The sequence below is a fragment of the Negativibacillus massiliensis genome (assembly GCF_900148495.1).
GTDB classification, from domain to species: domain Bacteria; phylum Bacillota; class Clostridia; order Oscillospirales; family Ruminococcaceae; genus Negativibacillus; species Negativibacillus massiliensis.
Window position 1 is genome coordinate 81096 of sequence record NZ_FTRU01000008.1, and the last position, 24987, is coordinate 106082.

Sequence of the window (24987 nt, forward strand, 5' to 3'; positions counted from 1 at the left end):
GGTTTGCCCTTATGACAAATGAAAGGACGGATCAATATGGAAAATAACATTCTTATCGGAACTCGCGTTGACTGTTTGTATAGAGTGTCCACCGACAAGCAAGTGGACTATGACGATAAAAGCCAAGCCGACATCCCCATGCAGCGCAGAGAGTGCCACCGCTTCTGTGAAAAGATGGGCTGGACGATTGTTCACGAAGAACAGGAGGACGGCGTATCCGGCCACAAGGTACGGGCCGAAAACCGCGACAAACTCCAAATCATCAAAGAACGGGCCAAGCAGGGCAAGTTCGATATTCTGCTGGTGTTCATGTTTGACCGCATCGGGCGTATCGCTGACGAAACGCCCTTTGTGGTGGAATGGTTTGTCAAGAACGGCATCCGGGTATGGAGTACCCAAGAGGGTGAGCAGCGTTTTGATACCCACACCGACAAACTCACCAACTATATCCGCTTCTGGCAAGCTGACGGTGAAAGCGAAAAGACTTCTATCCGCACAAAAACCGCCCTCGGCCAGCTTGTCGAGGACGGCGGTTTCAAAGGCGGGCTTGCTCCCTACGGCTACGATCTCGTAAAAAGTGGCCGCTTCAACAAGCGAAAGCATGAGGTTTATGAGCTGGTTGTAAACGAGGCCGAGGCCGCTGTGGTGCGGATTATCTTTGACAAGTATGTGCATGAGGGCTACGGAGCCCAGCGGATCGCCACCTATCTGAATAAGCTCGGGTATCGGGCAAGGTCGGGTAAGATGTGGCACCACGCCAGCATCCGGGGTATCATCTGCAACCTCACCTATACCGGCGTACTCCGCAGCGGCGATAGCCGATCCCAAGTGCTGCTGCACTTGCAGATTATCCCGCCGGAACTCTTTGAGGCCGCACAGCATATCCGCACTTCCCGTGCCAATTCTGCCGAACAGGAGCGCCGTGTTCCTCTCAACACCCGAGGCCAGTCCCTGCTGGCCGGGAATGTGTTTTGTGGTCATTGTGGCTCCCGGCTCTCACTCACCACAAACGGCAAGGCTTATCCCTGCAAGGACGATCCAAACCGCATTGTAAAGCGTGTACGGTATATCTGCTACGGCAAAACCCGCAAGCAAACGGAATGTGACGGTCAGACCGGGTACACGGCACATACCCTTGACGGCATCATTGATAAGGTGGTGCGACAGATCTTTGAGCGTATGAAAGCTGTCCCCAAAAGTGAGATCGTCAATATCCGATACAAAGAAAAGATGGAGGAACGGAAAGCGCTGCTCCGCAGCATCCGGGCCGAACATACAAAAGTATCTGCCGAGCTGAATATGCTGAAGGCCGAGGTCATTAAATCCCTGCGCGGCGAAAGTGCTTTTTCGCAGGACTTGCTCGGCTCTCTGATTTCTGACTGTGAGACAAAATGTCTCGAAGTTCAGCAGCAGCTTGAGGCGGCGCAACTGGCCTATGACGAAGGACAGGCTGTGCTGGAACACTTGAACGCCCAATACGATGACATTATCTCTTGGGCTGATATGTACGACACCGCCAGCATGGAGGCAAAGAAAATGATCGTCAACTGCCTTATCAAGCGGGTGGAGGTCTACCGGGACTACAAGTTGCATATCGACTTTAACATTGACTTTGAGCAGTTCAGCATGGGCATGGACATCGTTGCCATCGCTGCATAAAGCAAAAACCCCACTTCCGAAGAAGTGAGGTTTTCGTTCACAATCTCTTGGTGATGGTGGAGATAAGCGGGATCGAACCGCTGACCTCTTGAATGCCATTCAAGCGCTCTCCCAGCTGAGCTATACCCCCAGATAAGAGAGATTGTGATGTTTAATTTTTATGTTCCCTGTACGGGGGTTGTTTACCGCTTCAACCGGGCTCCCAACTGCGCTATGCCCCCATCTGAAATTTACTTTTTCATTATATCGGCGTGCAATAAATTTGTCAAGAGAATTTGTCCGGCGCAAAATCCCTGCCTTTCTTTCGTTTGAGTTTGACAGGATTTTGTGCTATACTTTTAAAAAGAAATCAAGAAAAGGGAGAAAGATCAAGTTATGCTGGAATGGATCAGGGAAACGCAGGATGTGTGGCAGCGTTTACAGAATACCCAAAAACCGATTGTGATGTACGGAATGGGGGATGGTGCTGTCAAAATTCTGCAGGTGATGAAGCGGTATGGGGTTGCACCAGCTGCAATGTTTGCAAGTGATGGTTTTGCCCGTGGTAATCTGTTCATGGGCTACAAGATGGAAAAACTTGCGGATATTCAGAGCCGCTATGATGATTTCCTGATTGTGGTGGCGTTTGCGGTTCATGATGAGCCAACAGTAAACTACCTCTATGAACTGTCTCAGAAATATGAACTGGTAGCACCTGATGTTCCGGTAGCGGGAACAAACCTTTTCACTATGGATTTTGTGCAGGAACATGAGCAGGAGTTTTTGCAGGTGGAATCGATGCTTGCAGACGAGCAGTCCAGAAAGGTGCTGCATGATATCGTAAACTTTAAACTCAGCGGCAAACTTTGTTACCTTGCAGGTTGTACAACCGATACCGATGAAGCTTACCATAATATTATCAAGCCGACAGCGCAGGAATTTTTTGCCGATCTTGGTGCCTACCGCGGAGATACCATTGCAGAGCTGCTGCATTATGCAGGAGGATGCAGGCGGGTATTTGCATTTGAGCCGGATGAAAAGACCCACAAAAAACTTTGTGCTGCGGTAGAACAGATGGGACTTTCCGATCGTGCGACCTGTGTGCAAATGGCGGCATATTCTCATGAGGAGATGCTTGAGTTTGACAGCCGCGCAGGCAGACAGTCAGCAATTCGGGAAGAGAGTCTGGTGACTGGGGTGGAAGGTGCCGCTAAGAGCAAGATCCGCCAGGTACAGGGCCAGTCGCTGGATAATATTGCCGGAGAAGAGAGTGTCAGCTTTATCAATATGGATGTAGAGGGCGCAGAAAAACTTGCACTGATGGGCTGTCAAAAGATCATTGAACGGGACAAACCGAAAATGCTTATTGCTGCCTATCACCGAAGTGAGGATCTGTTTGCACTTTTGCTTCAAATTGCCTCCATGCGTTCGGATTATCGCTTCTATCTGCGTCACTATCGTTATGTTCCGGCGTGGGATACCAACCTTTATTGTGTATAAATTGTATATAGATGATGGAATTATAATCCATCTGGTACAAAATTAAGAGCAAGAGGGAGAAAAACGCGGACAGATGCGCTAAATCCCGGCGGATTGATTGACATACCATCCGAAAATATAGTAAAATATCAAGATAGGAAAACAGGCTTTCTTTGAGGAAGTCTTCTTAAAAGAGAAAAATCAGAGAAATGCATTTTCATAGAAATTTCCCGATAAGGGAAATCCCCAAAAGGGGAAAGGAGTGTGCAATTATGCAGTCGAACCAGACAGAGGCTGAGCAGACAGTTACATCGGCCGTTCGAAGCATGACCGGATATGGACGGGCACAGCAGTTAATTGGAAACAAGGAGATCACCGTCGAAATCCGTTCGGTAAATCATCGTTTTCTGGAGTATTCTTCCCGTGTTCCAAGGGCATATTCCTATCTGGAAGACAGATTGAAGAATCTGGTAAAAGCGTCGGTTTCCCGCGGCAAGGTGGATGTATCCTTAAGCATTCAGACCGTAAGCGGAACGGATTCTCAGGTTGTAATCAATCATGACCTGGCACGTTCTTATCTGGAAGCGCTGAAAAGCCTTGCAGAAGATCTCCAGATCAAAAATGATATCACCGTTTCCCAGATGACCCGTTTTTCGGACATCTTCACCGTTCTTCGTGTTGCAGATGATGAAGAAGAAATGTGGAGTGCAGTCGAACAGGTAGCACAGGAAGCGATCAATAATTTTGTTGCAATGCGCCTTGTGGAAGGCAAAAAGATGGAGCAGGATCTGTTGTACCGCCTGGATTTGATTGAACAGATGGTCAAAAAGGTAGAGGAACTTTCTCCAAAAACAGTGGAAAATTATTCCAAACGCCTGCACGCAAAACTGCAGGAAGTTTTGCAGAACAACGCGCTGGATGAACAGCGGATTATCACTGAGGTTGCTATCTTTGCAGAAAAGATTGCAGTAGCCGAGGAGACTGTCCGTCTGGGAAGCCATGTTCATCAGTTCAGACAGATTCTGGCATCCAACGAACCGGTCGGCAGAAAGCTGGATTTTCTGGTGCAGGAATTTAACAGGGAAGCAAACACCATCGGCTCCAAGGCACAGGATCTGGAGATTGCAAGGGTGGTTGTAGACTTAAAATCCGAGATTGAAAAAATCCGCGAACAGATTCAGAACATCGAGTAGATGTACAGGAGAGCTGTTATGAAACGGTATTTTACATTGCCCCAAAAAAGAAAAAAACGATTTTCTTTTGTCTTAGGGGTCGGTGACATAACAGGAACTTTCAAAACAAAAAAACTGCATCTGCGATATATACCGGATGCATTACGGGAAGAAGCAGGGCTTTTTCTCTGTTTGGCGGCGGCAGCGCTCAGTATCCGCGCATGTAAGTGCGCAGCTTGGGAATGGCTGATCGACTGGCTGGAAGGGAACAGGCGCTAAAGTTCCACGGAACTTGGAAAGGAAGAGTAGAAAGGTTATGAAGTTAATCAATATCGGTTTTGGAAACATGGTTTCGGCGAATCGTCTGGTTGCGATTGTCAGCCCGGAATCGGCTCCGATCAAGCGAATCATCACCGATGCCAGAGAGCGCGGAAGCCTGATCGATGCAACCTATGGAAGAAGAACCAGAGCGGTTATCATTACCGACAGCGATCATGTCATTCTTTCTGCCGTACAGCCGGAAACGGTAGCAAACCGTCTGAATGATGACGATGAAGAAGAGGAGCTGGAGGAAGATGAATAAAAAGGGACAGCTGATTGTAGTATCCGGTCCAAGCGGTGTAGGCAAAGGAACGGTACTCAAGGAGTATCTGGCAAGCCGCGATCAGATCGCTTATTCGGTATCGGCAACAACCCGTTCTCCAAGACCGGGAGAGGAACATGGCGTTCACTATTTCTTTTTAAGCCGCGAAGAGTTTGAACAGACTGTGCAGTCGGGTGGAATGCTCGAATATGCAAGTTATAACAACAACTATTACGGTACTCCGAAAAAGCCGGTGGAAGAACAGAGAGCAAAAGGAAACGATGTTGTGCTGGAGATCGAGGTACAGGGTGCGCTTCAGGTCAAAAAAGCCTGTCCGGATGCCCTGCTGATCTTTATTGCACCGCCAAGCTTTGAAGAGCTTGCAAGCCGTCTGACCGGTCGTCAGACCGAGGACAGCAAGACGGTGGAAAACCGCTTAAACATTGCACGCAAGGAACTTCTGTGCGCAAAAGAATACGATTATATTATTGTTAACGATACGGTGGAGCTGGCAGTACAGCGTTTGGCTCAGGTAATCAGTGCAAACCGTTACAGTATAAAAAATATGAAAGAATTTCTCGATGAGGTGAATAAACATGCTTAGACCAGCAATGTCCCAGATTATTCGTGAAGGCGAAAGCTCTTATGCGTTTGTTGTTGCAGTTGCAAGACATGCAAGAGAGATCGCAGATTATTGGGCAGATAACAATATGCCAATGGAAAGAAAACCAGTTACCGCAGCACTGGACGATTTTGCTTCCGGCAAGGTTCGTGTCAAGGATCTGGTAAAAGAAAAAGACGCAAACTAATCGAATTTTAACGTTTGAACAGTCAAAATGTGGAAAACGGGCGGCATGGCAGGGACGCTGCAAACAAAATGCCGCCCGTTTCCTATGAGTTTGAGCAGGATAAAGGGGGAAAGCGGCATGATAGCAAAGGTTGTGGTGGAAAATGCCGCTTATTCTTTTGATATTGCTTTCTCCTATCAGGTCCCGCCTGCAATGCAGGAGGATATCCGACCAGGGTGTCGGGTGCTGATCCCGTTTGGAAAGTCCAATCGGGCGCGTCAGGGACTGGTGATGTCGCTGGAAGAAGGGGAAGAATCAAAACTCAAACCCATCCGGATGCTGTTGGACTTAAAACCACTGCTCAATGAAGAACAGCTCTGGCTGACCGAGTATCTGCACAAGAGGGTGTTCTGTACCTACTATGAAGCGATGCGTGCGGTGATTCCTAGCGGACTTACCATGAAAGTTAAGGTAATGTGCTCACTGGGAGAACAGCAGGCAATACCGCCAGAACCTTCCGCTGCACAACAGAAGATCCTGGAATATTTAAAAGAACAGAAAAAGCCGGTGTACATCGGGCAGCTGCTTATGGATTTAGGCTTAACAAAAAACGCGCCGGCTCTGAAGGAATTGTTCAGAATCGGCGCGGTTGTTTTTTCGGAGAATGTCCGGGAAAAAACATCGGACAGCAAGATCGTGATGGTGCGCTTAAGCGATGGATATGCCGACCTTCTTCAATCTGGAAAAATCAGGATGACACAGGTCAGGAAAAAGGTGATCTCTCTGCTGGAAGAATCTCCGAGTGCTTCCTTAAAAGAGGTCTGCTATTACGCAGGTACCACCCGTCAGACACTGGATAAGATGGAAGAAGCAGGGATTATCAGTTACTATGGCAGACAGATTTTCCGCAGTCCTTATGCTGACCGCCACCAAGAAGAACAGACAGATTCCGGTGTGACGCTTGAGCCTTCCCAGCAGATGGCATTGGATACTCTTTGGCATCTCTGGGAGAAAAAAGAAGAAGGTTCTTATCCGACAGCATTGCTTTATGGAGTGACTGGAAGCGGAAAAAGTCAGGTATATCTAAAACTCATTGAGCAGGTGCGGGAAAAAGGGGAAGGCGTTATTATTCTGGTTCCAGAAATCTCTCTGACCCCGCAGACGGTGGAACTGTTCGGACGACGATTTGGAAAAAAGGTTGCGGTTTTGCACAGCGGTCTTACCATGGCAGAGCGTGCCGATGAATATAAGCGGATTCAGCAGGGACTTGCTGATGTGGTGGTGGGAACCAGATCGGCAGTATTTGCACCGCTTAAAAAGTTAGGGTTGATCGTCATAGATGAGGAGCAGGAGGGAGCTTATGCTTCGCAGTCTGCCCCGCGCTACCATGCCCGGGAGATTGCCAAGGTGCGTTGCCGCTATCATAAGGCGATGCTGCTGCTTGCTTCGGCGACTCCCAGCATTGAGACCTTTTATCAGGCACAAAAAGGAAAGATCCATCTGGTCACCTTGTCCAAACGATATCTTGGAAATCAGCTTCCGAAGGTGCAAATTGTGGATATGAACCAGAGCTACGGCTTTGATATCAGCCAGGAGCTGACAGCAGAGCTTGCGGACAATCTGCAATCCAATCAGCAAAGCATTATTTTATTGAACCGACGAGGATATCATACCGCAGTAAAATGCAACAGCTGCGGAGAGGTTATCAAGTGTCCGAACTGTTCGGTGGCGCTGACCTATCATCATGCCAATCGCAGGATGATGTGCCACTACTGCGGATACTCCAGAGATCTGGAGGAACGTTGTCCCAACTGTGGAAGCGAACTGATGGGATTTAATGGAAGTGGCACGCAGCGCATTGAAGATGAACTGGGAAGGATTTTTCCACAGGCTCAGATTCTTCGCATGGATGTGGACACAACCATGTCAAAGCTTGCACATGAAGTGAAATTTCAGGAGTTTGCAGAGGGAAAATATCAAATCATGGTTGGTACTCAGATGGTTGCAAAGGGACTTAATTTCCCCAATGTAACGCTGGTCGGGGTGCTCAACGCGGATCAGTCGATCTATTCTCAGGATTTCCGTGGCTGTGAGCGGGCTTTTTCTCTGCTGACTCAGGTTGTAGGGCGCTGCGGGCGGGGAACCCTGCCGGGAAGAGCGCTGATTCAGACCACATCTCCGGATCATCCGGTCATCCGTCAGGCTGCCATGCAGGATTATGATGGATTTTATAAAGATGAGATTAAAACCAGAAAGCTTGCACTTTATCCGCCATTCTGCACACTGTGTCAGGTTGGATTTTCAGGAGAGAATGAGGAATATGTCCGGCATGGTGCGATGTGGTTTGCAAGGGAGTTTCAAAAGAAAGCTTCAGGGGAGTACAAAGACCTTCCCATCCGGATGATGAATCCCTGTGAGCCGGTGATTGCACGGGTAGCGGGTAAATACCGATATTGTATCGTGATCAAGTGCCGGATGGAAGAGCGCTTCTCCAGATTGATGTGGGAGATGCTGCGGGCATTTGACAGCGAGAAAAAGCATAAAGAAGTTCATATCTGGGTCGATTTAAATGGAAACGACCTTTGATGATAAATTCTGATAAAAAATCAGAACAATCTTTGTTTTGGAAAGGAAGAATTACTATGGCAATTCGAAACATTGTAAAGGATACAGACAACTACGATACCCTGCATAAAAAATGCCGTCCGGTAACAGAATTTAATCAGAAATTGTGGGATCTTCTCGATGATATGGCAGAGACCATGTATCAGGCAGAAGGTGTAGGACTGGCAGGTCCTCAGGTTGGCATGCTGCGCCGCGTTTTTGTAATCGATGTAGGCGAAGGAATCCTGGAATTTATCAATCCTGAGATTCTGGAAACTTCCGGCACACAAAACGGAGCAGAAGGCTGTCTGTCTTTCCCAGGAGAATACGGTATGGTAGAGCGTCCAAATTTTGTTCGCGTCAAAGCACAGGACAGAAACGGCAACTGGTTTGAAATGGAAGGCGAAGAGCTGTTCGCACGTGCAGTCTGCCATGAAAATGACCATCTGGACGGTATTGTGTTTAAAGACAGAATGTCCAGAATCCTGACCGAAGAAGAATTGGCAGACTAACAGACAAAAACGACCCAAAGGAGGGTTTGCATGAGAATCGTGTTTATGGGAACGCCGGAATTTGCACAGGCGTCTTTGCAGAAACTCATCGAGACCGGACATAATATTGTGGGGGTATTCACCCAGCCGGATAAACCAAAGGGAAGAGGATATAAGCTGGTAGCTCCGCCGGTAAAGGAATTGGCATTGGAGCACAATATTCCAGTTTATCAGCCGGAAAAGATGAAGGATGGAACTGCTCTGTCCATCTTAAAGGAGTTAAATCCTGACCTGATTGCAGTAGTAGCTTATGGCAGAATTCTGCCAAAGGATATTCTGGAGCTGCCAAAATACGGCTGCATCAATGTACATGGATCGCTGCTGCCAAAATACCGCGGAGCAGGCCCGATTCAGTGGAGCGTTATCGATGGAGAGCCGGTGACCGGTGTTACCACCATGTATATGGGAGAGGGACTGGATACCGGTGACATGATCCTGAAAAAAGAAACTCCAATCGGGGAAAATGAAACTTATGGAGAACTGCATGATCGCTTAAAAGAGATCGGAGCCGAGGCTCTGGTTGAGACCATCGGGCTTATCGAACAGGGAAAAGCACCGAGGGAAAAACAGGATGACAGCCTTTCCAGCTATGCGCCAATGCTCGACAAAAAGATTGCAAAGCTTGATTTTAACAAGCCGGCACAGCAGCTGCACAACCTGATCCGCGGACTTTCTCCATGGCCGGTTGCTCACACAACAGTGGGCGGCAAACTGCTTAAAGTACACCGTGCTGTTCTTAGCAGCGGCAAGGGAGAACCTGGAGCGGTGATCGACAACAAGAAGTTTATCGTGGCGTGCAAAGAAGGTGCGCTTGAACTGCTGGAAGTGCAGATGGAAGGCGGAAAGCGCATGAAGGGCGAGGATTTCCTGCGCGGAAGAAAGCCGGAGAGACTGGGCGACTAGTTCTGGAAAAAATCCCCATGTTTACTATTGTGGAATACACTCTTCATAACTGATTCAAATTTGTCCAATATAATATGAGAATGGATACTTCTGCGCAAGTAAATTTTCAATGTATTGGAAAGAGGAATTTTTATGTTTTTTTATTATTTTGACCGTTATTACTGGATTCTGATTGTTCCGGCAATGATCTTTGCGCTTTGGGCACAGTCCCGAGTCAGCTCGACCTATGGAAAATATAGCCGTGTAATGAGTGCCAGAGGAATGAGTGCAGCAGATGTCTGCCGAAAAATTCTGGACGAAAACGGTCTGTACCACATCCGAATCGAACGGGTTGCCGGAAATCTGACCGACCACTATGACCCGAGAGCAGGAGTAATCCGTCTTTCAGACAGCGTGTTTAACAGCGCGTCAGTCGCATCGATCGGTGTTGCCGCACATGAGGCAGGTCACGCGGTGCAGTACGCAGAGGGCTATGTGCCGATCAAGATTCGAAACGCCATTATTCCAATCAGCCAGTTTGGCTCCTCGCTTTCGATGCCGGTGCTTCTGATTGGTCTGCTGTTTAATTATGGTGTTTTGGTTCAGCTGGGTATTATCCTGTTTTCGACCGTTGCATTGTTTCAGCTGGTAACCCTCCCGGTAGAATTTGATGCAAGCGCAAAGGCTTTGAGAACGCTGGACAATTTTCAGATTCTGGAGCCACAAGAAACCAAAATGGCAGGAAAGGTGCTCAAGGCGGCAGCTTTAACCTATGTTGCGGCACTGCTTTCGAGCCTTGCACAGCTTTTGAGGCTGGTTTTATTATACGGAAGAAGAAACAACGATTAGTTTGTGGCAAAATTGGTGCTGTAAAAGGGCAGCACCAATTTGTCATTTGATTTTTGACAGAGAAAGGATTGTCCATTATGCCAGCAGTTACGGCAAGACAGGCGGCGGTATCCGCACTGGTAAAAGTAAATACACAGGGCGCTTATTCCAACCTTGTACTCAATGAAACGCTCAAAAAAAGCGGGCTTTCGCCAGCGGACAGTTCTTTTGCAAGCAGACTGTTTTATGGTACCCTGGAACGCAGACTGACTTTAGACCACGTTATCAATCATTATTCCAAAATGCCGGTCAGCAAGCTGACCCCGGCGGTAGCGGAGATTTTGCGGACAGCGGTTTATCAGCTCTTGTATCTGGACAGTGTGCCGGATTCCGCCGCAGTAAACGAAGCGGTGGGACTGACCAAAAAGATGAAGGCGGCAAGCGCGTCAGGCTTTGTCAACGCGGTGCTGCGAAACTTTTTGCGGGATGAAAAGAAGATTCCACAGATCAAGGGAAATCGTTTGAAAAAATTGGAAGTACGATATTCCTGTCCGCAGTGGCTGATCAAAACATTGCTGGAGCAGTATGATGAGCCGTCCACTCTAGCAATGCTCGAACATTCTCTGGACAGACCTCCGCTGTATGTGCGGGTCAACACCACAAAAATCAGTGTCGAAGACTGCATCGCACGCCTTGAGGCAGAAGGGGTACAGGTACAGAAGGACCCGGATCTGCAGGGCTGTCTCCTTCTTTCGGGAACAGCATCTATCGAAAAGCTTATTGCTTTTTCCGAAGGACTGTTTCATGTTCAGGACAAGTCCTCGCAGTTGTGTGCAGCGGCTCTTGATGCAAAAGAAGGACAGAGGGTTCTGGACACCTGCTCAGCGCCCGGTTCCAAATCCTTTACCACAGCCGAAAGAATGGGTGACAGCGGAGAGGTAATCAGCTGCGATGTTTTCGAAGAAAAGATCAAAAAGATTTCCGAAGGAGCAAAACGACTGGGACTTAACAGTATTTCGGCAAAGCTTCAGGATGGTACGGTTTTCTGCCCGGATCTGGGCGAATTTGACCGGGTACTGTGTGATGCGCCCTGCTCTGGAATCGGCATTATTGGCCGAAAGCCGGAAATCAAGTATAAAAAACAGCAAGAACTTGCTGATCTGCCGCAGATTCAAAAGAAGATTTTGGATACGGCATCCCGTTATGTAAAGAAGGAAGGAATCCTTGTTTATTCCACCTGTACCCTGCTGCGGGAAGAAAACGATCAGGTGATCGAGGCGTTTTTAAGTCAGCATACAGAATTTGAACCTTGCCCGCTGCCGCAGGAAGTGAGAGAAGCGGCAAAACTGACAGACTCGGCAGCATGGAAGGTTACGTTATTCCCGCAGATGGCGGATACAGATGGATTCTTTATTTCGTGTGTAAAAAAGGTGCGGTGATCAGATGGAAAGGAATTTTGAGTGGCAGAACAAGGCGGACATCAAGTCGCTGACGCTTTCGGAGCTGACCGAACAGCTGGTGGCACTGGGTCAGCCAAAATTTCGCGGCAAGCAGATTTATTCCTGGCTGCATGAAAAGAGGGTCAAATCCTTTGATGAGATGACAAACCTTTCTGCGGCATTGCGGGAAGATCTTTCCAAACGGTATTACATAAACCAGCTGTCAGTCATCAAAAAGCTGGTTTCAAAACTGGATGGAACACAAAAATATCTGCTGAGATTAAAAGATAACAACTGTGTGGAAGCAGTTTTGATGAAGTACAGGTACGGAAACAGCATCTGTATCTCAACGCAGGTTGGCTGTCGGATGGGATGTAAATTCTGCGCTTCCACCCTGGCAGGTCTGGTGCGTTCCCTGGAGCCTTCTGAGATGCTCGATGAGATCTATACCGTGACCGAGGAAAGTGGTCAGCGGGTAAGCAACGTGGTGCTCATGGGAATCGGAGAACCGTTTGATAACTACGATAATGTTATGAAGTTTCTGGACATCCTTTCTTCACCGGAAGGTTATAATCTCAGCCTGCGCCACCTGTCGCTCTCTACCTGCGGCCTGGTAGACAGAATCTATGAATTGGCGGAGAAAAAAACAGGTCTTACCCTTTCCATTTCGCTTCATGCACCAAACGATGAGATTCGAAGCCAGACCATGCCGATCAATAAGCGGTATCCGATCGATGAGTTGCTCAAAGCCTGCCGGTATTACTTTAAGACAACCGGACGCAGGATTTCCTTTGAGTATGCACTGATAGAAGGAGTAAATGACGAGATTCGACATGCAAACGAACTTGCAGATCGATTAAAGGGTATGTCGGCGCATGTAAATCTGATTCCTGTCAATCCTGTAAAGGAGAGAGGATTTAAGCGAGGTTCCAGACAGCGTATCGAGGCATTTCAGAAGGCGCTGGAGGCAAGAGGGGTCAATGCCACTGTACGGCGGGAGCTGGGAGCGGATATCAATGCCGCGTGCGGACAGCTTCGCCGGGAATATGACCAGCAGCGCCAGGAGGAGGAAAAGCAGTGATTAAGTTTATGGGGGCGACCGATACCGGAAAGGTTCGCCAGCAGAACCAGGACGCGTTCATCTGCCGGCGAGTGGGAGAAAATACAGGCTATGCCATCGTATGTGACGGCATGGGCGGAGAAAAAGCCGGTGAGGTCGCAAGTGCAACAGCGTGCCAGCTGATTGATAAATTTTTTCACCGTGATGTCAACGAAGAGATGAGCGAATCGGCGGCTAAAGCGGTGATCTTTTCTGCAATCAGTGCAGCAAACGCAAAGGTATACTCGATGGCAAAAGAGAATCCGGACTATCATGGTATGGGCACGACGCTGGTGTTGGCTGTGGTAGTAGGAGAAAATATGCACATCGTCAACATAGGGGACAGCCGCATTTATATGGCGGAGAAAAAGGCAGTCAAACAGCTGACAAGGGACCATACTCTGGTTCAGAATCTTCTGGACCGCGGTCAAATCAGTCAGCAGGAAGCGCTCAACCACCCGAAGAAGCATTACATTACCCGTGCCATCGGTGTGGGGGATACGCTGGATATTGATTATCAGATGTATGAGCTGAAAAAAGAGAGCATTGTTTTGCTGTGTACGGATGGACTTTCCAACTATCTGGAAATAGAAAAACTGCCGGAGCTGCTCAAAAACTGTATCCGAAAGGAAAGTCTTGCCGATCTGATTGATTTCGCCAACGATCAGGGCGGCTCGGACAACATTACAGCGGTTATGCTGTACCGGAAATAACGCCCGATTTGCAGGAGGCATTTAGATGGATAAATACATTGGAAAAAGACTGGACGGACGTTACGAGATCAGGGAACTGATTGGTGTCGGAGGTATGGCAAACGTCTACAAGGCGTATGATGTTTTGGAAAAACGCATTGTAGCGGTCAAAATCCTCCGGGAAGAATATATGGACAACGACGAATTTATGCGTCGTTTTCGCAATGAATCCAGAGCAATCTCGCTTTTGGATCATCCCAATATTGTAAAGGTGTACGATGTTATCTTTTCCAACCGGATTCAGTCGATTGTCATGGAATATATCGACGGAATTACCCTGAAAGATTACATCGATCAGGAGCATGTTCTGCGCTGGAAAGAAGCGGTGCATTTTACCGTTCAGATTTTAAAGGCACTTCAACATGCGCACGATAAAGGAATCATCCATCGCGATATCAAGCCGCACAACATCATGCTGTTATCTGATGGTACGATCAAAATTACCGATTTTGGCATTGCGCGTTTTTCCAGAAGCAATACCAAGACCATTACCGATAAGGCAATTGGTTCGGTACACTATATTAGCCCGGAACAGGCAAGCGGAGCATTTACCGATGCCCGCAGCGATATCTATTCTCTGGGCGTTATGATGTTTGAGATGCTCACCGGAAAGCTGCCGTTTGAAGCAGATTCTCTGGTATCGGTTGCAATCAAGCAGATCCAGAGCCAGCCAACTCTGCCGCGCTCAATTAATCCAGATATCCCGGAAGGATTGCAGGATATCGTGATGCGCGCTATGCAGAAGGATGCAGCAAAGCGCTATCAGTCTGCGGCTGAGATGCTGCACGACATCGACGAATTTAAGAAAAACCCTTCCATTGTGTTCGCTTATAAATATGAACAGCCGGTACAGACGCATATCCAGCAGGAGCTGCGCCACAATCAGGAGGAACAGAGAGGGTTAGACAGGGAGCAAAGGCCAATGAAACGAGAAAGACCATCTTCCAAAAAGAAAACAGAAGCGGATTACGAGGAAAGAAAACCGCTTCCGCTTATTCCGGTCATGGCCGGTATCGCATTTGCGTTTCTTCTGGCAGCGGGAGCTTTCATTGGCATGCTGTTTTTGGTCAATAAACCGTTTGAGCAGGTCGCAAACGTGAAGGTCCCGGATCTTGTAGGAATGAACTATGAAAGCATCAAGACCAAGTATTCTGACCAGTTCAAGATTGAGGTTGAAGAAAAAGCTCCAAGCAGCCTGTATGAAGAAGGCGAGATCTATGACCAGAACCCGGACCCGGGCAGAACGGTTAAGGAACATTCCACCATTACCATCAAGGTAAGTACCGGTAAGGAAACCATCGTGCTGGATGATTACGCTGGAAAGGATTCCACCGAAGTATTCCGTGATCTGAGCAGCAAGAATCTCACTTGGACCGAGACCGAGACCTATTCCAACGAATATCCGGCAGGAACGGTTGTAATGACAGCGCCAGGTGCAGGCGAAGAGGTCGGCGAAGGCGATGAGATCAGTGTTTATGTCAGCTTGGGTTCTCAGGAGCAGAATCAGACAGTTCCGCTGGTAGTAGGAATGAACTTCCATGAGGCAAAGACCCTGCTTTCCACCAGACGTCTGCGAATTGAGTGTGTGGAAGAGGTACAGCCTCAGACTGATGAAGACGGAAAGACCATAGCAGGTCAGGTAGCGGCAGGAACGATTCTGGAGCAGAGCCCGAATGAGGATGCATTGGTTCCGGCAGGAACGGTCATCAATGTTAAGGTTATGGGCGGCGAAGGATGGGAAGATCCGAACAAGCCGAGACAGGTCGAAATTTCCTTTGATCTGCCGGAAGGTGATGGAAAGGTTCACGTTCAGACCTATGTGGATGGCAAGGAAACCGGATATGGTGACCCGGATCTGTCCAAGCAGTCTACCTGGACAACAAAACCGACCGGTAAAGGTGACAGCAAGGTAGAGATCTATATTGATGGAGAGCTCTATCTGACCTATGATGTCAACTTTGATACCGGTGTTGTAGTTCCGACAACCGATCTTCAGGCAGTTGGTGAGTACCTGAACAACCGTGATTCACAGGAAGACAGCACCGACAATGAAGATGACGATGAATACGCACAACCATCCGATGAGTAGTATAAAAAACAGCCTTGCAGATGCAGGGCTGTTTTTTTACAGAAATTTGTAAGAGAAGTATCGCCTTTTTTACGAAATTTTGGTATAATAAAAAGATAATGGATCGGTTAAAATCAAAAGTGACGGGAAGAGGAAAAAGTATGTTGGCAGAGCAAAATATCATCATCCGGCCGCTGGAAGAGCGTGATCTTCCGATTCTTACCCGCTGGCAGAGTCCGGAGTTTCGTGGAGCTTTTCAGGAGTGTCAAATGGAATCGGAGATCGAGCGAAAAAATCAGTTGATGGAAAACGGATTTTGTACGTCGCAGTTTCAGATGCTGATGATCGAACAGGATGAGGTAGCATCTGGGCTGATTTACCTTAATTTTGTACGGGAAGGACTGGTTCGACTGGGATTGGTTCTTGATCCAAAAGCAAGAGGCAATCATCTGGGAAGCAGAGCGTTAATGCTTTGTCGGGATTATCTGTTGGATAATTTTCCTGTTGTCCGACTGGAAGCAGATACGGATATTGACAATATTGCAGCACAAAAAGTGCTGGAACGCTGCGGATTCTGTGCCGAAGGCGTTTTGAGAAAGTATCGCTTCCACCATGGAAGCTATCGTGACAGTTATTTGTACAGCTATATCAGAGAATCATATTAACAGAGGTGAAAAGCAGTTTGACAAAACAGAATGTTCGGGGAAGAATCATAAAATCGCTGGGCGGATTTTACTATGTTGCCGACAGTGAACAAAAGGGAAATATCATCGAGTGTCGTGCGCGCGGAGCGTTTCGTCAGCAGAACGTAAAGCCTTGTGTTGGAGACTGGGCACAGGTAGAACTGACACCGCAGGGAAAAGGTTATGTGGTAGAGATTGAAGAGCGAAAAAACAGTCTGGTTCGTCCACCGCTTGCAAATCTTGATCAGCTGGTGCTGGTGGTATCTATCGCAGACCCTGCTCCAAACGCTTTTGTTTTGGACAAATTGATTGCGATTGCAGAGTATCAGGAGATCGAACCGATCATCGTCATCACAAAGTGCGATCTGGCAGATCCGGAAGAATTTGCACAGATCTACCGCAAGGCAGGATTTACTGTGCTGGAAACCAAGAGTTTGCAGCATGAGGGCATTGAGTCGGTGATGGAGATTTTAAAAGACAAGACCAGCGCTTTCTGCGGCAACTCGGGTGCGGGAAAATCGACCCTGTTAAATGCAATTGACCCAAGACTTAGCCTGGATACCGGAGATATCAGCCAGAAGTTGGGACGTGGACGTCACACCACACGCCATGTGGAACTGTATGAGCTGCCATCCGGCGGTTTTGTTGCAGATACACCAGGATTTTCGGCAGTGGATCTGGAAAAATTCCAGATTATCCTCAAGGACGAACTGGCAGGATGTTTTCGGGAAATGCGCCAGTATGAAGGAAAATGTCGTTTTCGCGGCTGTTCCCATACCAAGGAAGCAGGCTGTGCCGTATTGGAAGCGGTCAAAAATGGAGAGATTTCCCAAAGCCGCCACCAGAGTTATTTAAACCTGTATGAACTAGCCAAGAATATTAAGGAATGGGAAATCGGACGATAAAAAGAGGGACAGAAAGATGAACCGATGTGTGATTTTTGGAGGCGGTGAGATTGCAGATATCCGCTATACACAAAACCTTCTGCAAAAAGGGGATTACATCATCTGTGCAGACCGTGGTTATGCTTACTGCTCGTCGATCAATGTGATTCCAGATTTGGTGCTGGGGGATTTTGATTCTTACAGCGGAAAAGTTTCGCCAAAATGTGAGATTCTGCGATATCCAATTGAGAAGGATGACACCGACACCATGCTTGCAGTCAAAGAAGCCATCCGACGGGGATATCAGGAAATTTTGATGGTGGGGATGCTTGGCGGAAGGCTTGACCATACCCTTGCCAATATCCAGACACTGGTTTATGCGGTTCAGCATGGAGAATCGGCACAGATTATCGACAAGGGCTGCCGCATTACGGTAATCAAGGATAACCAGAGTGTCACCATTCCGTATGAGAGAGGATTTCATTTTTCTGTGTTCTGCCACAGTGATAAAGCACAGGGTGTAAGCATTCGACACGCAAAATATGAGCTGGAAGACGCTGATATCACCAACGGCTTTCCAATCGGAGTCAGCAATGCCTTCCTTCCGGGAGAGGATGCACAGGTAAGTGTTCAAAAGGGAATTCTGGTGATTGTGGCAAATCAGGGAGAGTAAAATCACAAGTTTTGCTTCTTTTACATAGAATACAGCAAAAGCCATCATGGTTTGGCTGTAAAGGAGGCAATGTGATATGAAAGTAGTTGTAATCAAAAGCCCAAAATTTCTCTCGGGAATTTTACGTATGATCTTTAAAATACATAAGGAAGAAGAACTTTAATGATAGAAGGAGCGGGAGAACCAGAGCGGTTCTTCCGCTGCCTGATATCAAAAATAATCGGAAATACAGCGAAAAGAAAGGACAAGCAATATGAACTGGACCGAAGTAAAAATTTATACCACCACAGAAGGAATCGAACCACTGACCGGCAGTCTGCTCAGCCTTGGTATTCAGGGATTTATGATTGAGGATGCTCAGGATTTTGACGAATTTCTGCACGATACCACACCGCACTGGGACTATATCGACCAGGAAGTCATGAAGAAAATGAAGAACTGCGAGAGCAGCGTTACCTTGTATGTTGCAGATAATCCGCAGGGAATGGAAGAGCTTGCCGGCGCAAGAGAAATTCTGGCAAGACTTAAATCCGAAGATCCGGATGGAAAATACGGCAGACTGGAAATGGAAATCAAAAATGTAAATGAAGAAGACTGGTCCAACGCATGGAAAAAATATTATCATCCAATCCGTGTTGGAGAGCGTCTGGTTGTTTGCCCATCCTGGGAAGAATATGAAAGACAGCCTGAAGATGTCGTACTTACCTTAAATCCAGGCATGGCGTTTGGTACTGGAACTCATGATACCACCCGTCTGTGCATGGAGCTTCTGGAAAAATACATCACTCCGGAAGTTCACGTACTGGATGTTGGCTGCGGAAGCGGTATCCTTGCCATCACTGCGGCTCTTTTGGGTGCAAAGGAGATCAAAGGCTGCGACATCGATGAAGTAGCGGTAAAGGTAGCAGGAGAAAACGCAGATTTAAATGGTGTTGGTGACCGGATTGCCTTCCATAAGGGCGATCTTACCAGTCAGGTAGAAGGAAGCTTCCAGCTGATCTGCGCTAACATCGTTGCGGATGTTATCATCCGTCTGAGTGAGGATGTCGGCAAATATCTGGCAGAAGGCGGCATTTTTATTACTTCTGGCATCATCGATACCAGAGAACAGGATGTTCTGGAAGCTCTGGACAAGAATGGCTTTACTGTTATCGAAAGAAGAAGTTCCGGCGGATGGGTCGCTATGGCCTGCAAAGCAAAATAGTAGGAGAAAAGCAATGCCCAGATTTTTTACACAGACCATTTCCAGAGAGGGCGGCTATATTACCGGTGATGATGCAAAGCACATTGCAAAGGTGCTGCGGATGAAAATTGGAGAAGAGCTGACCGTCTGCGACACAAAAGGATATGACTACCATTGTATGATAGAGTCACTCAGTGACAAAGAAGTGACCCTCAAAGTGTTGAGTGCAGAAGAAAGTCAGAGTGAACCTAGTGTAAAGGTTCATCTGTATCAGGCAATGCCCAAGGGGGACAAGCTGGAACTTATCATTCAAAAAGCGGTGGAGCTTGGTGTGGACAGCATCACTCCTGTTATGACCAGACGCTGTGTGTCAAAGCCTGATGCAAAATCCATGGCAAAGAAACTGGAGCGCTATAACCGCATTGCTCTGGAAGCGGCAAAACAGAGCGGCAGAGGAAAAATCCCGCAGGTAAAACCACTGCTGGAGTTAAACGAAGCGCTGGATGAGATGGCAGAAACTTCCTGCCCGATTTTATTTTATGAAAATGCGACTGCTCCGGCAAAAGAAGTGATCGATCAGGCAGGACAGGAAATTGCGGTACTGATCGGTTCCGAGGGCGGGTTTGATGAGAGTGAAGTAGTTAAGGCAAAGGAAAAGGGTTGTCAGGTGCTTTCGCTTGGAAAGCGAATTTTGCGCTGTGAAACGGCTCCTTTGGCGGCCCTTTCCATTATCATGTTTGAAACTGGCAATATGCAGTAATTCATGAAAAAAGGGAATGAGAAAAGATGGATGGAAACAGAAGACCGCGCAATGAGTCAGCAAGAAGACCAGATTCCAGGCACAATCCCCATGGCCATCATCGGACAAGAAGATCGAGAAAAAGCCATTGGGGTTCGTTGACCCTTATTCTGGTTTTGCTGCTTGCTGCGGCAACATTGATCGGAGTGTATCTGGCAGATCACAAAAAAGAGGATGAGGGAAATCCAATTCGTTCAGAAGAAGAGATGGAACAGTCCTCGGACAAGCCTTTGGAAGATGATCCGGATAATACCCAGTCTCAGGATGAACAGAATACCGATGCAGATACTTCGGAATCCCTGGAGGAAAACAATCCAGACAACACGCAGGAAGAGGATAATGCTTCTTCCGACGGCAATTCTTCTGAGGAAAGCTATCAGCAGCTGGCAGAGGACTTTGCAAAGGAAAAAGAGGAGTATTATCTGCTTCTTGCAAATCCAGACAATCCGCTGCCAGAAGATTGGACAGTGGAAACAGAAGAAGTTCAGGGTGGATTTGTGATGGATTCCAGAGTAGCAGGAGCAGCCAGAGAGATGATTCAGGCGGCGGCAGAAGATGGGGTTGACCTGATGGTCTGCTCAGCTTATCGTTCGATCGAGAAACAGCAGCAGCTGTTTGATAGCTCGGTGCAGCGTTATATGGCACAGGGTATGACCGAGGAAGAGGCCTATGCCCAGACTGCAACCGAAACAGCAATTCCTGGAACCAGTGAACACCAGACCGGACTGGCGGCAGATATTGTAACACCGACTCATCAGACTCTGGACCCGGAATTTGCAGATACCGATGCCGGAAAGTGGCTGAGTGAACACGCGCATGAATACGGATTTGTTCAGCGCTATCCGGAAGATAAACAGGATATCACCAAGATTATTTATGAATCGTGGCATTATCGTTTTGTTGGAAAAACCCATGCAAAACTGATGAAGGAAAGTGGACTTTGTCTGGAGGAATATCTCCAGCAGGAAGTACCGGAAGGCTATACCGGTATCCGTGATCCGTTTGAAGATCCTCAGGAATAGATCACTTATCAAGATAAAGGATGGTTTGATTTTGACAGGACAGAAAAAGCATGGAGGATGGGGCGAGAAAAATACCTGGTTTGAAAAGGGATGTGTTTCTCTGGCATTTTTCCTGTCTGCTGTGCTTATTCTTCTGTTTGGAATCCGAATTGCGGGCAATACCATTCAGGTGGCACAGGCAGAAAAAATTGAGATTATCAACAATCTTGTGGAAGGTTTGAGCGAAAGCTCCAAGATAAAAAGCCAGAGCAAAAAGGTTCAGAGTGTTGTTTATAAATATCTGGAAGCCTATATCCGCGCGATTGCAGGATTTGAGTTTGTTCCCCGCAACGATTTTACCGTCCTGACTCAGATCCTCAACAGCATCCCGGAGGAAACAGATGTGCTTTCCTTTGTTTATCATGGACGAAACCTGACCATACGAACTACCCAGCCGCAGCAGGAATGTGTCCTGGAAATGGTCGAGCACCTGGAACAGAGGGCAGAAAATGACGGGGAATTTTCCGATGTGGTGTACAGCTATTACCTGGATGGGGAAGGGCAGTATATTGCAGAGATTACCTTGGTGGCACATCATTATGATGAGCAGAACCTGAGTGAAGAACTGGAAAAGTTCTTGCCCAAAACACAGCAATCCCAAACATCTTGATTATGACTTGATGCCAGAACAAAAACAGGAGAAATAAAGATGGAACAGAAAAAAATTGAAAGAATTTCAGAGTTGTCCAGAAAATCCCGCGCAGAGGGACTGACCGAGGAAGAAAAGCTTGAGCAGCAGGCACTGCGTCAGGAGTATATTCAGAGCATGCGTCAGAGCCTTCGTGCAACACTGGATAATTCGGTTATCGTCCGTCCAGACGGCACCAAAGAAAAGGTCAGTGACCGCGCAAAGAAAAAGTAAAGAAAAAGCTCGTCCAAAAGGACGAGCTTTTTTTAGTCATTTTGTTCCTGTGTCAACATGCGGTCGATTGCGCTAAAGAGAGCAAAGATGGAAGCAGCGATAATATCGGTGTGAACGCCGCAGCCCCAGTAGGTTTTCTGGCTGTCTGAGGTGATGCCGACATAAGCAATTGCTCGGGAGGTGGAGCCACGTTCCAGCGCATGTTCCTGGTAGACGATATCATGAAAGCGGATATTGAGTCCACGACGCAAAGCGTTGCTCACTGCATCGAATCGACCATTTCCGCGTCCGGTCAGTTCCATTTCCTCTTTTCCGACGGTCAGGGAAACAGTGGTATGATATTCCTTTTTGTGGACAAAGTAGAAGTCGTCCAGACGGATTGGTGTTTGCAGATTGAGGTAGGTGTCCATAAAGATCTGGTGAACTTCTTCCGGAGAGAGTTCCTTGTGCTGATGGTCGGAAATTCCCTTGATGATGTAGCCAAATTCTTCCCGCATTGGTTTTGGCATATTGATGCCGTACTTGTGTTCCAGCAGGTAGCCGATACCACCCTTGCCCGACTGGGAATTAATGCGGATCACATCATTTTCATAGCTTCGTCCGATATCCTGCGGGTCGATCGGGAGATAAGGAACATTCCAATGAGCGCCAGAATGGCTCTGGCGCCACTGCATTCCCTTGGCGATTGCATCCTGATGAGAGCCGGAAAAAGCGGCAAATACCAGCTGACCGCCATAAGGCTGACGGGGAGGAAGATTCATTCCCGTCGCATCCTCATACATTTCGACAACCTGCGGTATATTGGAAAGGTCAAGTATCGGGTCCACTCCATGAGAAAACAGGTTGAGTGCAAGGGTAATCAGGTCAACGTTTCCGGTGCGCTCTCCATTGCCGAATAAGGTTCCCTCCACACGCTGGCCACCTGCAAGAATGCCCAGCTCCGCTTCCGCGACGGCGCTGCCGCGGTCATTGTGCGGGTGCAGGGAAAGAATCACATTTTCACGGTAGTTTAAGTGATCGCTCATGTATTCAATCTGGTTAGCGTAAACGTGCGGCATCGAGAGGGAAACGGTGGAAGCAAGATTGATGATGACGGGGTGTTCTTTCTGTGGTTTCCAGACATCCAGCACCGCATTGCAGATTTCCACAGCAAAATCAAGTTCGGTTCCGGTAAAGCTTTCCGGTGTGTACTCAAACAGAAATTCGCCTTTTGTTTTAGCGGCATATTCGGTCAGCCATTTTGCACCGGACACCGCGATTTCAATAATCTCGCTGCGGGATTTTTGGAAAACCTGTTCCCTCTGTGCAACAGAGGTGGAATTGTAAAGATGGATGATTGCTTTACGGCATCCATCCAATGCCTCGAAAGTTTTTCTTATGATATGTTCTCTTGCAGGGGTGATAACCTGTATGGTGACATCCTCAGGAATCAGTTTTTGCTCGATCAGTGTGCGGACAAATTGAAATTCTGTTTCGGATGCTGCCGGAAAACCGACTTCAATCTCCTTAAATCCCAGTTTGCAAAGAAATTGAAAAAATTCCAACTTTTTTTCCAAACTCATTGGGACAATCAGCGCCTGATTTCCGTCCCGCAGGTCAACGCTGCACCAGCGAGGAGCTTTGGAGATGTATTCCTGTGAGCTCCAGCGATGCTCGCTGACAGGTGGATTAAAATAATTTCGGGTATATTTATCGGTGTTTTTCATTGCAGTTTCCTTTCCGGGGCAAAACAAAAACGGTCTTTTGTCCCTGTCGATTCAGAGACGAAAGACCGTAGCTTCCGCGGTACCACCCTGATTCATACCTCAAAAGGTATGCCCTTGTATCCGTACGGGACCTAAGTCCGATTACGGCTTCCACAATAACGGACGGAAAGACCGCTGCCGCCTACTGCACAAAATATGGTTTGGGGCAGAGCTCCCAGGGGAGTTTAGTCAGGAGTTACCGCTGTCTTGCACCAACCGACAGTTCTCTGAAGGAATGACCTGACCTACTAATCCTGTTCAACGCCTTTGCTTTTGATTTTTATTTATCATAAATGGATTTTTATGAAATGTCAAGTCTGACACTGCGGGTTCTGTAATAAATACCACAAATTCGAGAGGATAGGGAAATTATTGCAATCAAAAACAGGCTGTGCATTTGCACAGCCTGTACCATTTACCATTATTCTTCTTCTGGTTCGATTACAGCATAGTTGCCGTCATGGCGTTTGTAAACTACGTTGATCTCACCGGATTCTGCGTTGCGGAAAACGAAGAACTGATGATCGAGCATATTCATCTGGAGAATTGCTTCCTCTACTTCCATTGGTTTTACAGGGAAGCGTTTGGTCTTAACGACTCGATATTCATCTGGCTCATACATTTCTTCCACAAACTCTGGTGTGAAGGTAGCGGATTTCATCCGTTTGGTCAGTTTGTTTTTGTTCTTTACGATCTGACGGAACAAGGAGTCGACAACTGCTTCCAGAGCATCTTCACGTTCATCAGCGGTTCTTTCAGCACGGAAGAAAAGTCCTTCAGATTTGATGGTTACCTCAACAGTTTCATGGTCGCCGGAATGAATAACGGTTACCTGAGACTGTGCGTTGTCGCCGAAAAAGCGATCAAATTTGGAAAGTTTTTTCTCAACTCTTGCACGGAAAGAATCTTTGATACCTGTGTTTCTAGCGGTGATGTTAATCTTCATCGTTTCAACCCCTTTTGCGATAATATACAAAATATTCAGGTTGATTCCTTTTTATTTTGTTGAGATTATTATACTACTTTCATCTCAAAAGGTCAAGAAGATTCTTCTAAAAAAACACATCTTTTCTGTGAAAGTTTTTTTGGTAAAATAAGTACAAAATGTATCACAAATGAAAACGGCGAAAGTTTATGCAGATTAAAAATGATGGTTGCAATCAGGGGATAAACTTGATATGATATTTTTGTTAAAAGCAAAGTTTTAGGATAGG

26 protein-coding genes, 1 tRNA gene and 1 other annotated feature are annotated in these 24987 nt (G+C 47.3%); of the genes, 24 read left to right on the forward strand and 3 right to left on the reverse strand.

The genetic code is table 11. From position 1 onward, the window contains the following. Positions 1-36 precede the first annotated feature (36 nt). Positions 37-1659, forward strand: a complete 1623-nt coding sequence (locus BQ5375_RS06485; RefSeq protein ID WP_015574134.1) for a recombinase family protein — start codon at positions 37-39, stop codon at positions 1657-1659. A gap of 54 nt (positions 1660-1713) precedes the next feature. Here the strand turns inward: BQ5375_RS06485 and BQ5375_RS06490 are convergent. Then, a tRNA-Ala gene (locus BQ5375_RS06490) sits at positions 1714-1789 on the reverse strand. 245 nt (positions 1790-2034) lie between these two features. Between BQ5375_RS06490 and BQ5375_RS06495 the strand changes: the two genes are divergently transcribed. From BQ5375_RS06495 to BQ5375_RS06600, 23 genes are all read left to right on the forward strand, one after another. Then, a complete protein-coding gene (locus BQ5375_RS06495) occupies positions 2035-3138 on the forward strand; it encodes an FkbM family methyltransferase (protein ID WP_022131515.1) in 1104 nt (367 codons plus the stop codon). A gap of 251 nt (positions 3139-3389) precedes the next feature. Then, positions 3390-4310 carry a YicC/YloC family endoribonuclease gene (locus tag BQ5375_RS06500; protein WP_022131514.1) on the forward strand — a complete coding sequence of 307 codons (921 nt, stop codon included), beginning with the start codon at positions 3390-3392 and terminating at the stop codon, positions 4308-4310. Positions 4311-4328: 18 nt separating this feature from the next. After that, the gene (locus tag BQ5375_RS06505) at positions 4329-4568 is read left to right on the forward strand and encodes a hypothetical protein (protein WP_022131513.1); all 240 of its coding nucleotides are present in this window, start codon (positions 4329-4331) and stop codon (positions 4566-4568) included. Positions 4569-4605: 37 nt separating this feature from the next. Next, the gene (remA, locus tag BQ5375_RS06510; RefSeq protein WP_022131512.1) at positions 4606-4872 is read left to right on the forward strand and encodes an extracellular matrix/biofilm regulator RemA; all 267 of its coding nucleotides are present in this window, start codon (positions 4606-4608) and stop codon (positions 4870-4872) included. Further along, positions 4865-5476, forward strand: a complete 612-nt coding sequence (gene gmk / locus BQ5375_RS06515) for a guanylate kinase (protein WP_022131511.1) — start codon at positions 4865-4867, stop codon at positions 5474-5476. The genes remA and gmk overlap by 8 nt, the downstream gene beginning before the upstream one ends. After that, positions 5469-5681, forward strand: a complete 213-nt coding sequence (locus BQ5375_RS06520; protein ID WP_022131510.1) for a DNA-directed RNA polymerase subunit omega — start codon at positions 5469-5471, stop codon at positions 5679-5681. Before gmk ends, BQ5375_RS06520 begins: the two co-directional genes overlap by 8 nt. 117 nt (positions 5682-5798) lie before the next feature. Then, the gene (priA, locus tag BQ5375_RS06525; RefSeq protein ID WP_022131509.1) at positions 5799-8246 is read left to right on the forward strand and encodes a replication restart helicase PriA; all 2448 of its coding nucleotides are present in this window, start codon (positions 5799-5801) and stop codon (positions 8244-8246) included. A gap of 56 nt (positions 8247-8302) precedes the next feature. Continuing rightward, positions 8303-8776 (forward strand): peptide deformylase, encoded by a 474-nt coding sequence (gene def, locus BQ5375_RS06530; RefSeq protein WP_022131508.1) that lies wholly within the window; start codon positions 8303-8305, stop codon positions 8774-8776. Between the two features lie 30 nt (positions 8777-8806). After that, on the forward strand, positions 8807-9718 hold the full coding sequence (fmt, locus tag BQ5375_RS06535; protein ID WP_022131507.1) for a methionyl-tRNA formyltransferase: 912 nt from the start codon (positions 8807-8809) through the stop codon (positions 9716-9718). 132 nt (positions 9719-9850) lie between these two features. Next, positions 9851-10546, forward strand: a complete 696-nt coding sequence (locus BQ5375_RS06540) for a zinc metallopeptidase (RefSeq protein ID WP_022131506.1) — start codon at positions 9851-9853, stop codon at positions 10544-10546. 77 nt (positions 10547-10623) lie between these two features. Further along, positions 10624-11964: a 16S rRNA (cytosine(967)-C(5))-methyltransferase RsmB gene (rsmB, locus tag BQ5375_RS06545; protein WP_076917618.1), complete on the forward strand. Its 1341-nt coding sequence runs from the start codon at positions 10624-10626 to the stop codon at positions 11962-11964. Between the two features lie 4 nt (positions 11965-11968). After that, positions 11969-13045, forward strand: coding sequence for a dual-specificity RNA methyltransferase RlmN (gene rlmN / locus BQ5375_RS06550; protein ID WP_022131504.1), 1077 nt, complete (start codon positions 11969-11971; stop codon positions 13043-13045). After that, a complete protein-coding gene (locus BQ5375_RS06555; protein ID WP_022131503.1) occupies positions 13042-13776 on the forward strand; it encodes a Stp1/IreP family PP2C-type Ser/Thr phosphatase in 735 nt (244 codons plus the stop codon). The genes rlmN and BQ5375_RS06555 overlap by 4 nt, the downstream gene beginning before the upstream one ends. 25 nt (positions 13777-13801) lie before the next feature. Beyond that, positions 13802-15904: a Stk1 family PASTA domain-containing Ser/Thr kinase gene (pknB, locus tag BQ5375_RS06560; RefSeq protein ID WP_022131502.1), complete on the forward strand. Its 2103-nt coding sequence runs from the start codon at positions 13802-13804 to the stop codon at positions 15902-15904. A gap of 140 nt (positions 15905-16044) precedes the next feature. Continuing rightward, the gene (locus tag BQ5375_RS06565) at positions 16045-16548 is read left to right on the forward strand and encodes a GNAT family N-acetyltransferase (protein WP_076917619.1); all 504 of its coding nucleotides are present in this window, start codon (positions 16045-16047) and stop codon (positions 16546-16548) included. Positions 16549-16565: 17 nt separating this feature from the next. Beyond that, positions 16566-17471 (forward strand): ribosome small subunit-dependent GTPase A, encoded by a 906-nt coding sequence (gene rsgA, locus BQ5375_RS06570; protein WP_022131500.1) that lies wholly within the window; start codon positions 16566-16568, stop codon positions 17469-17471. Positions 17472-17487: 16 nt separating this feature from the next. Then, complete coding sequence (locus BQ5375_RS06575; protein ID WP_022131499.1) at positions 17488-18123, forward strand: thiamine diphosphokinase; 636 nt, start codon at positions 17488-17490, stop codon at positions 18121-18123. Positions 18124-18199: 76 nt separating this feature from the next. Beyond that, complete coding sequence (gene spoVM, locus BQ5375_RS14655; protein ID WP_143529500.1) at positions 18200-18286, forward strand: stage V sporulation protein SpoVM; 87 nt, start codon at positions 18200-18202, stop codon at positions 18284-18286. A 90-nt stretch (positions 18287-18376) separates the two neighbouring features. After that, positions 18377-19327, forward strand: a complete 951-nt coding sequence (gene prmA / locus BQ5375_RS06580; RefSeq protein WP_022131498.1) for a 50S ribosomal protein L11 methyltransferase — start codon at positions 18377-18379, stop codon at positions 19325-19327. Positions 19328-19340: 13 nt separating this feature from the next. Further along, complete coding sequence (locus BQ5375_RS06585) at positions 19341-20066, forward strand: 16S rRNA (uracil(1498)-N(3))-methyltransferase (protein WP_022131497.1); 726 nt, start codon at positions 19341-19343, stop codon at positions 20064-20066. 26 nt (positions 20067-20092) lie between these two features. Next, positions 20093-21127, forward strand: coding sequence for a M15 family metallopeptidase (locus BQ5375_RS06590; RefSeq protein WP_083687532.1), 1035 nt, complete (start codon positions 20093-20095; stop codon positions 21125-21127). A 31-nt stretch (positions 21128-21158) separates the two neighbouring features. Further along, positions 21159-21776, forward strand: coding sequence for a hypothetical protein (locus BQ5375_RS06595; protein ID WP_022131494.1), 618 nt, complete (start codon positions 21159-21161; stop codon positions 21774-21776). Positions 21777-21815: 39 nt separating this feature from the next. Then, positions 21816-22028 (forward strand): DUF896 domain-containing protein, encoded by a 213-nt coding sequence (locus BQ5375_RS06600; RefSeq protein ID WP_022131493.1) that lies wholly within the window; start codon positions 21816-21818, stop codon positions 22026-22028. A 32-nt stretch (positions 22029-22060) separates the two neighbouring features. On the opposite strand, the gene BQ5375_RS06605 is transcribed toward BQ5375_RS06600, so the two are convergent. Both BQ5375_RS06605 and hpf read right to left on the reverse strand, forming a co-directional pair. Beyond that, positions 22061-23734, reverse strand: coding sequence for a 2-isopropylmalate synthase (locus BQ5375_RS06605; protein WP_022131492.1), 1674 nt, complete (start codon positions 23732-23734; stop codon positions 22061-22063). A 50-nt stretch (positions 23735-23784) separates the two neighbouring features. Next, positions 23785-24044, reverse strand: a binding site (T-box leader). Between the two features lie 150 nt (positions 24045-24194). Next, the gene (hpf, locus tag BQ5375_RS06610) at positions 24195-24719 is read right to left on the reverse strand and encodes a ribosome hibernation-promoting factor, HPF/YfiA family (RefSeq protein ID WP_076917620.1); all 525 of its coding nucleotides are present in this window, start codon (positions 24717-24719) and stop codon (positions 24195-24197) included. Positions 24720-24987 lie beyond the last annotated feature (268 nt).

What these genes read in the sequence shown, in the direction of transcription:
- BQ5375_RS06485 (WP_015574134.1), top strand. Translation starts at nt 37, where the DNA reads ATGGAAAATAACATTCTTATCGGAACTCGCGTTGACTGTTTGTATAGA.
- BQ5375_RS06495 (WP_022131515.1), top strand. Translation starts at nt 2,035, where the DNA reads ATGCTGGAATGGATCAGGGAAACGCAGGATGTGTGGCAGCGTTTACAG.
- BQ5375_RS06500 (WP_022131514.1), top strand. Translation starts at nt 3,390, where the DNA reads ATGCAGTCGAACCAGACAGAGGCTGAGCAGACAGTTACATCGGCCGTT.
- BQ5375_RS06505 (WP_022131513.1), top strand. Translation starts at nt 4,329, where the DNA reads ATGAAACGGTATTTTACATTGCCCCAAAAAAGAAAAAAACGATTTTCT.
- remA (WP_022131512.1), top strand. Translation starts at nt 4,606, where the DNA reads ATGAAGTTAATCAATATCGGTTTTGGAAACATGGTTTCGGCGAATCGT.
- gmk (WP_022131511.1), top strand. Translation starts at nt 4,865, where the DNA reads ATGAATAAAAAGGGACAGCTGATTGTAGTATCCGGTCCAAGCGGTGTA.
- BQ5375_RS06520 (WP_022131510.1), top strand. Translation starts at nt 5,469, where the DNA reads ATGCTTAGACCAGCAATGTCCCAGATTATTCGTGAAGGCGAAAGCTCT.
- priA (WP_022131509.1), top strand. Translation starts at nt 5,799, where the DNA reads ATGATAGCAAAGGTTGTGGTGGAAAATGCCGCTTATTCTTTTGATATT.
- def (WP_022131508.1), top strand. Translation starts at nt 8,303, where the DNA reads ATGGCAATTCGAAACATTGTAAAGGATACAGACAACTACGATACCCTG.
- fmt (WP_022131507.1), top strand. Translation starts at nt 8,807, where the DNA reads ATGAGAATCGTGTTTATGGGAACGCCGGAATTTGCACAGGCGTCTTTG.
- BQ5375_RS06540 (WP_022131506.1), top strand. Translation starts at nt 9,851, where the DNA reads ATGTTTTTTTATTATTTTGACCGTTATTACTGGATTCTGATTGTTCCG.
- rsmB (WP_076917618.1), top strand. Translation starts at nt 10,624, where the DNA reads ATGCCAGCAGTTACGGCAAGACAGGCGGCGGTATCCGCACTGGTAAAA.
- rlmN (WP_022131504.1), top strand. Translation starts at nt 11,969, where the DNA reads ATGGAAAGGAATTTTGAGTGGCAGAACAAGGCGGACATCAAGTCGCTG.
- pknB (WP_022131502.1), top strand. Translation starts at nt 13,802, where the DNA reads ATGGATAAATACATTGGAAAAAGACTGGACGGACGTTACGAGATCAGG.
- BQ5375_RS06565 (WP_076917619.1), top strand. Translation starts at nt 16,045, where the DNA reads ATGTTGGCAGAGCAAAATATCATCATCCGGCCGCTGGAAGAGCGTGAT.
- BQ5375_RS06575 (WP_022131499.1), top strand. Translation starts at nt 17,488, where the DNA reads ATGAACCGATGTGTGATTTTTGGAGGCGGTGAGATTGCAGATATCCGC.
- spoVM (WP_143529500.1), top strand. Translation starts at nt 18,200, where the DNA reads ATGAAAGTAGTTGTAATCAAAAGCCCAAAATTTCTCTCGGGAATTTTA.
- prmA (WP_022131498.1), top strand. Translation starts at nt 18,377, where the DNA reads ATGAACTGGACCGAAGTAAAAATTTATACCACCACAGAAGGAATCGAA.
- BQ5375_RS06585 (WP_022131497.1), top strand. Translation starts at nt 19,341, where the DNA reads ATGCCCAGATTTTTTACACAGACCATTTCCAGAGAGGGCGGCTATATT.
- BQ5375_RS06590 (WP_083687532.1), top strand. Translation starts at nt 20,093, where the DNA reads ATGGATGGAAACAGAAGACCGCGCAATGAGTCAGCAAGAAGACCAGAT.
- BQ5375_RS06600 (WP_022131493.1), top strand. Translation starts at nt 21,816, where the DNA reads ATGGAACAGAAAAAAATTGAAAGAATTTCAGAGTTGTCCAGAAAATCC.
- BQ5375_RS06605 (WP_022131492.1), bottom strand. Translation starts at nt 23,734, where the DNA reads ATGAAAAACACCGATAAATATACCCGAAATTATTTTAATCCACCTGTC.
- hpf (WP_076917620.1), bottom strand. Translation starts at nt 24,719, where the DNA reads ATGAAGATTAACATCACCGCTAGAAACACAGGTATCAAAGATTCTTTC.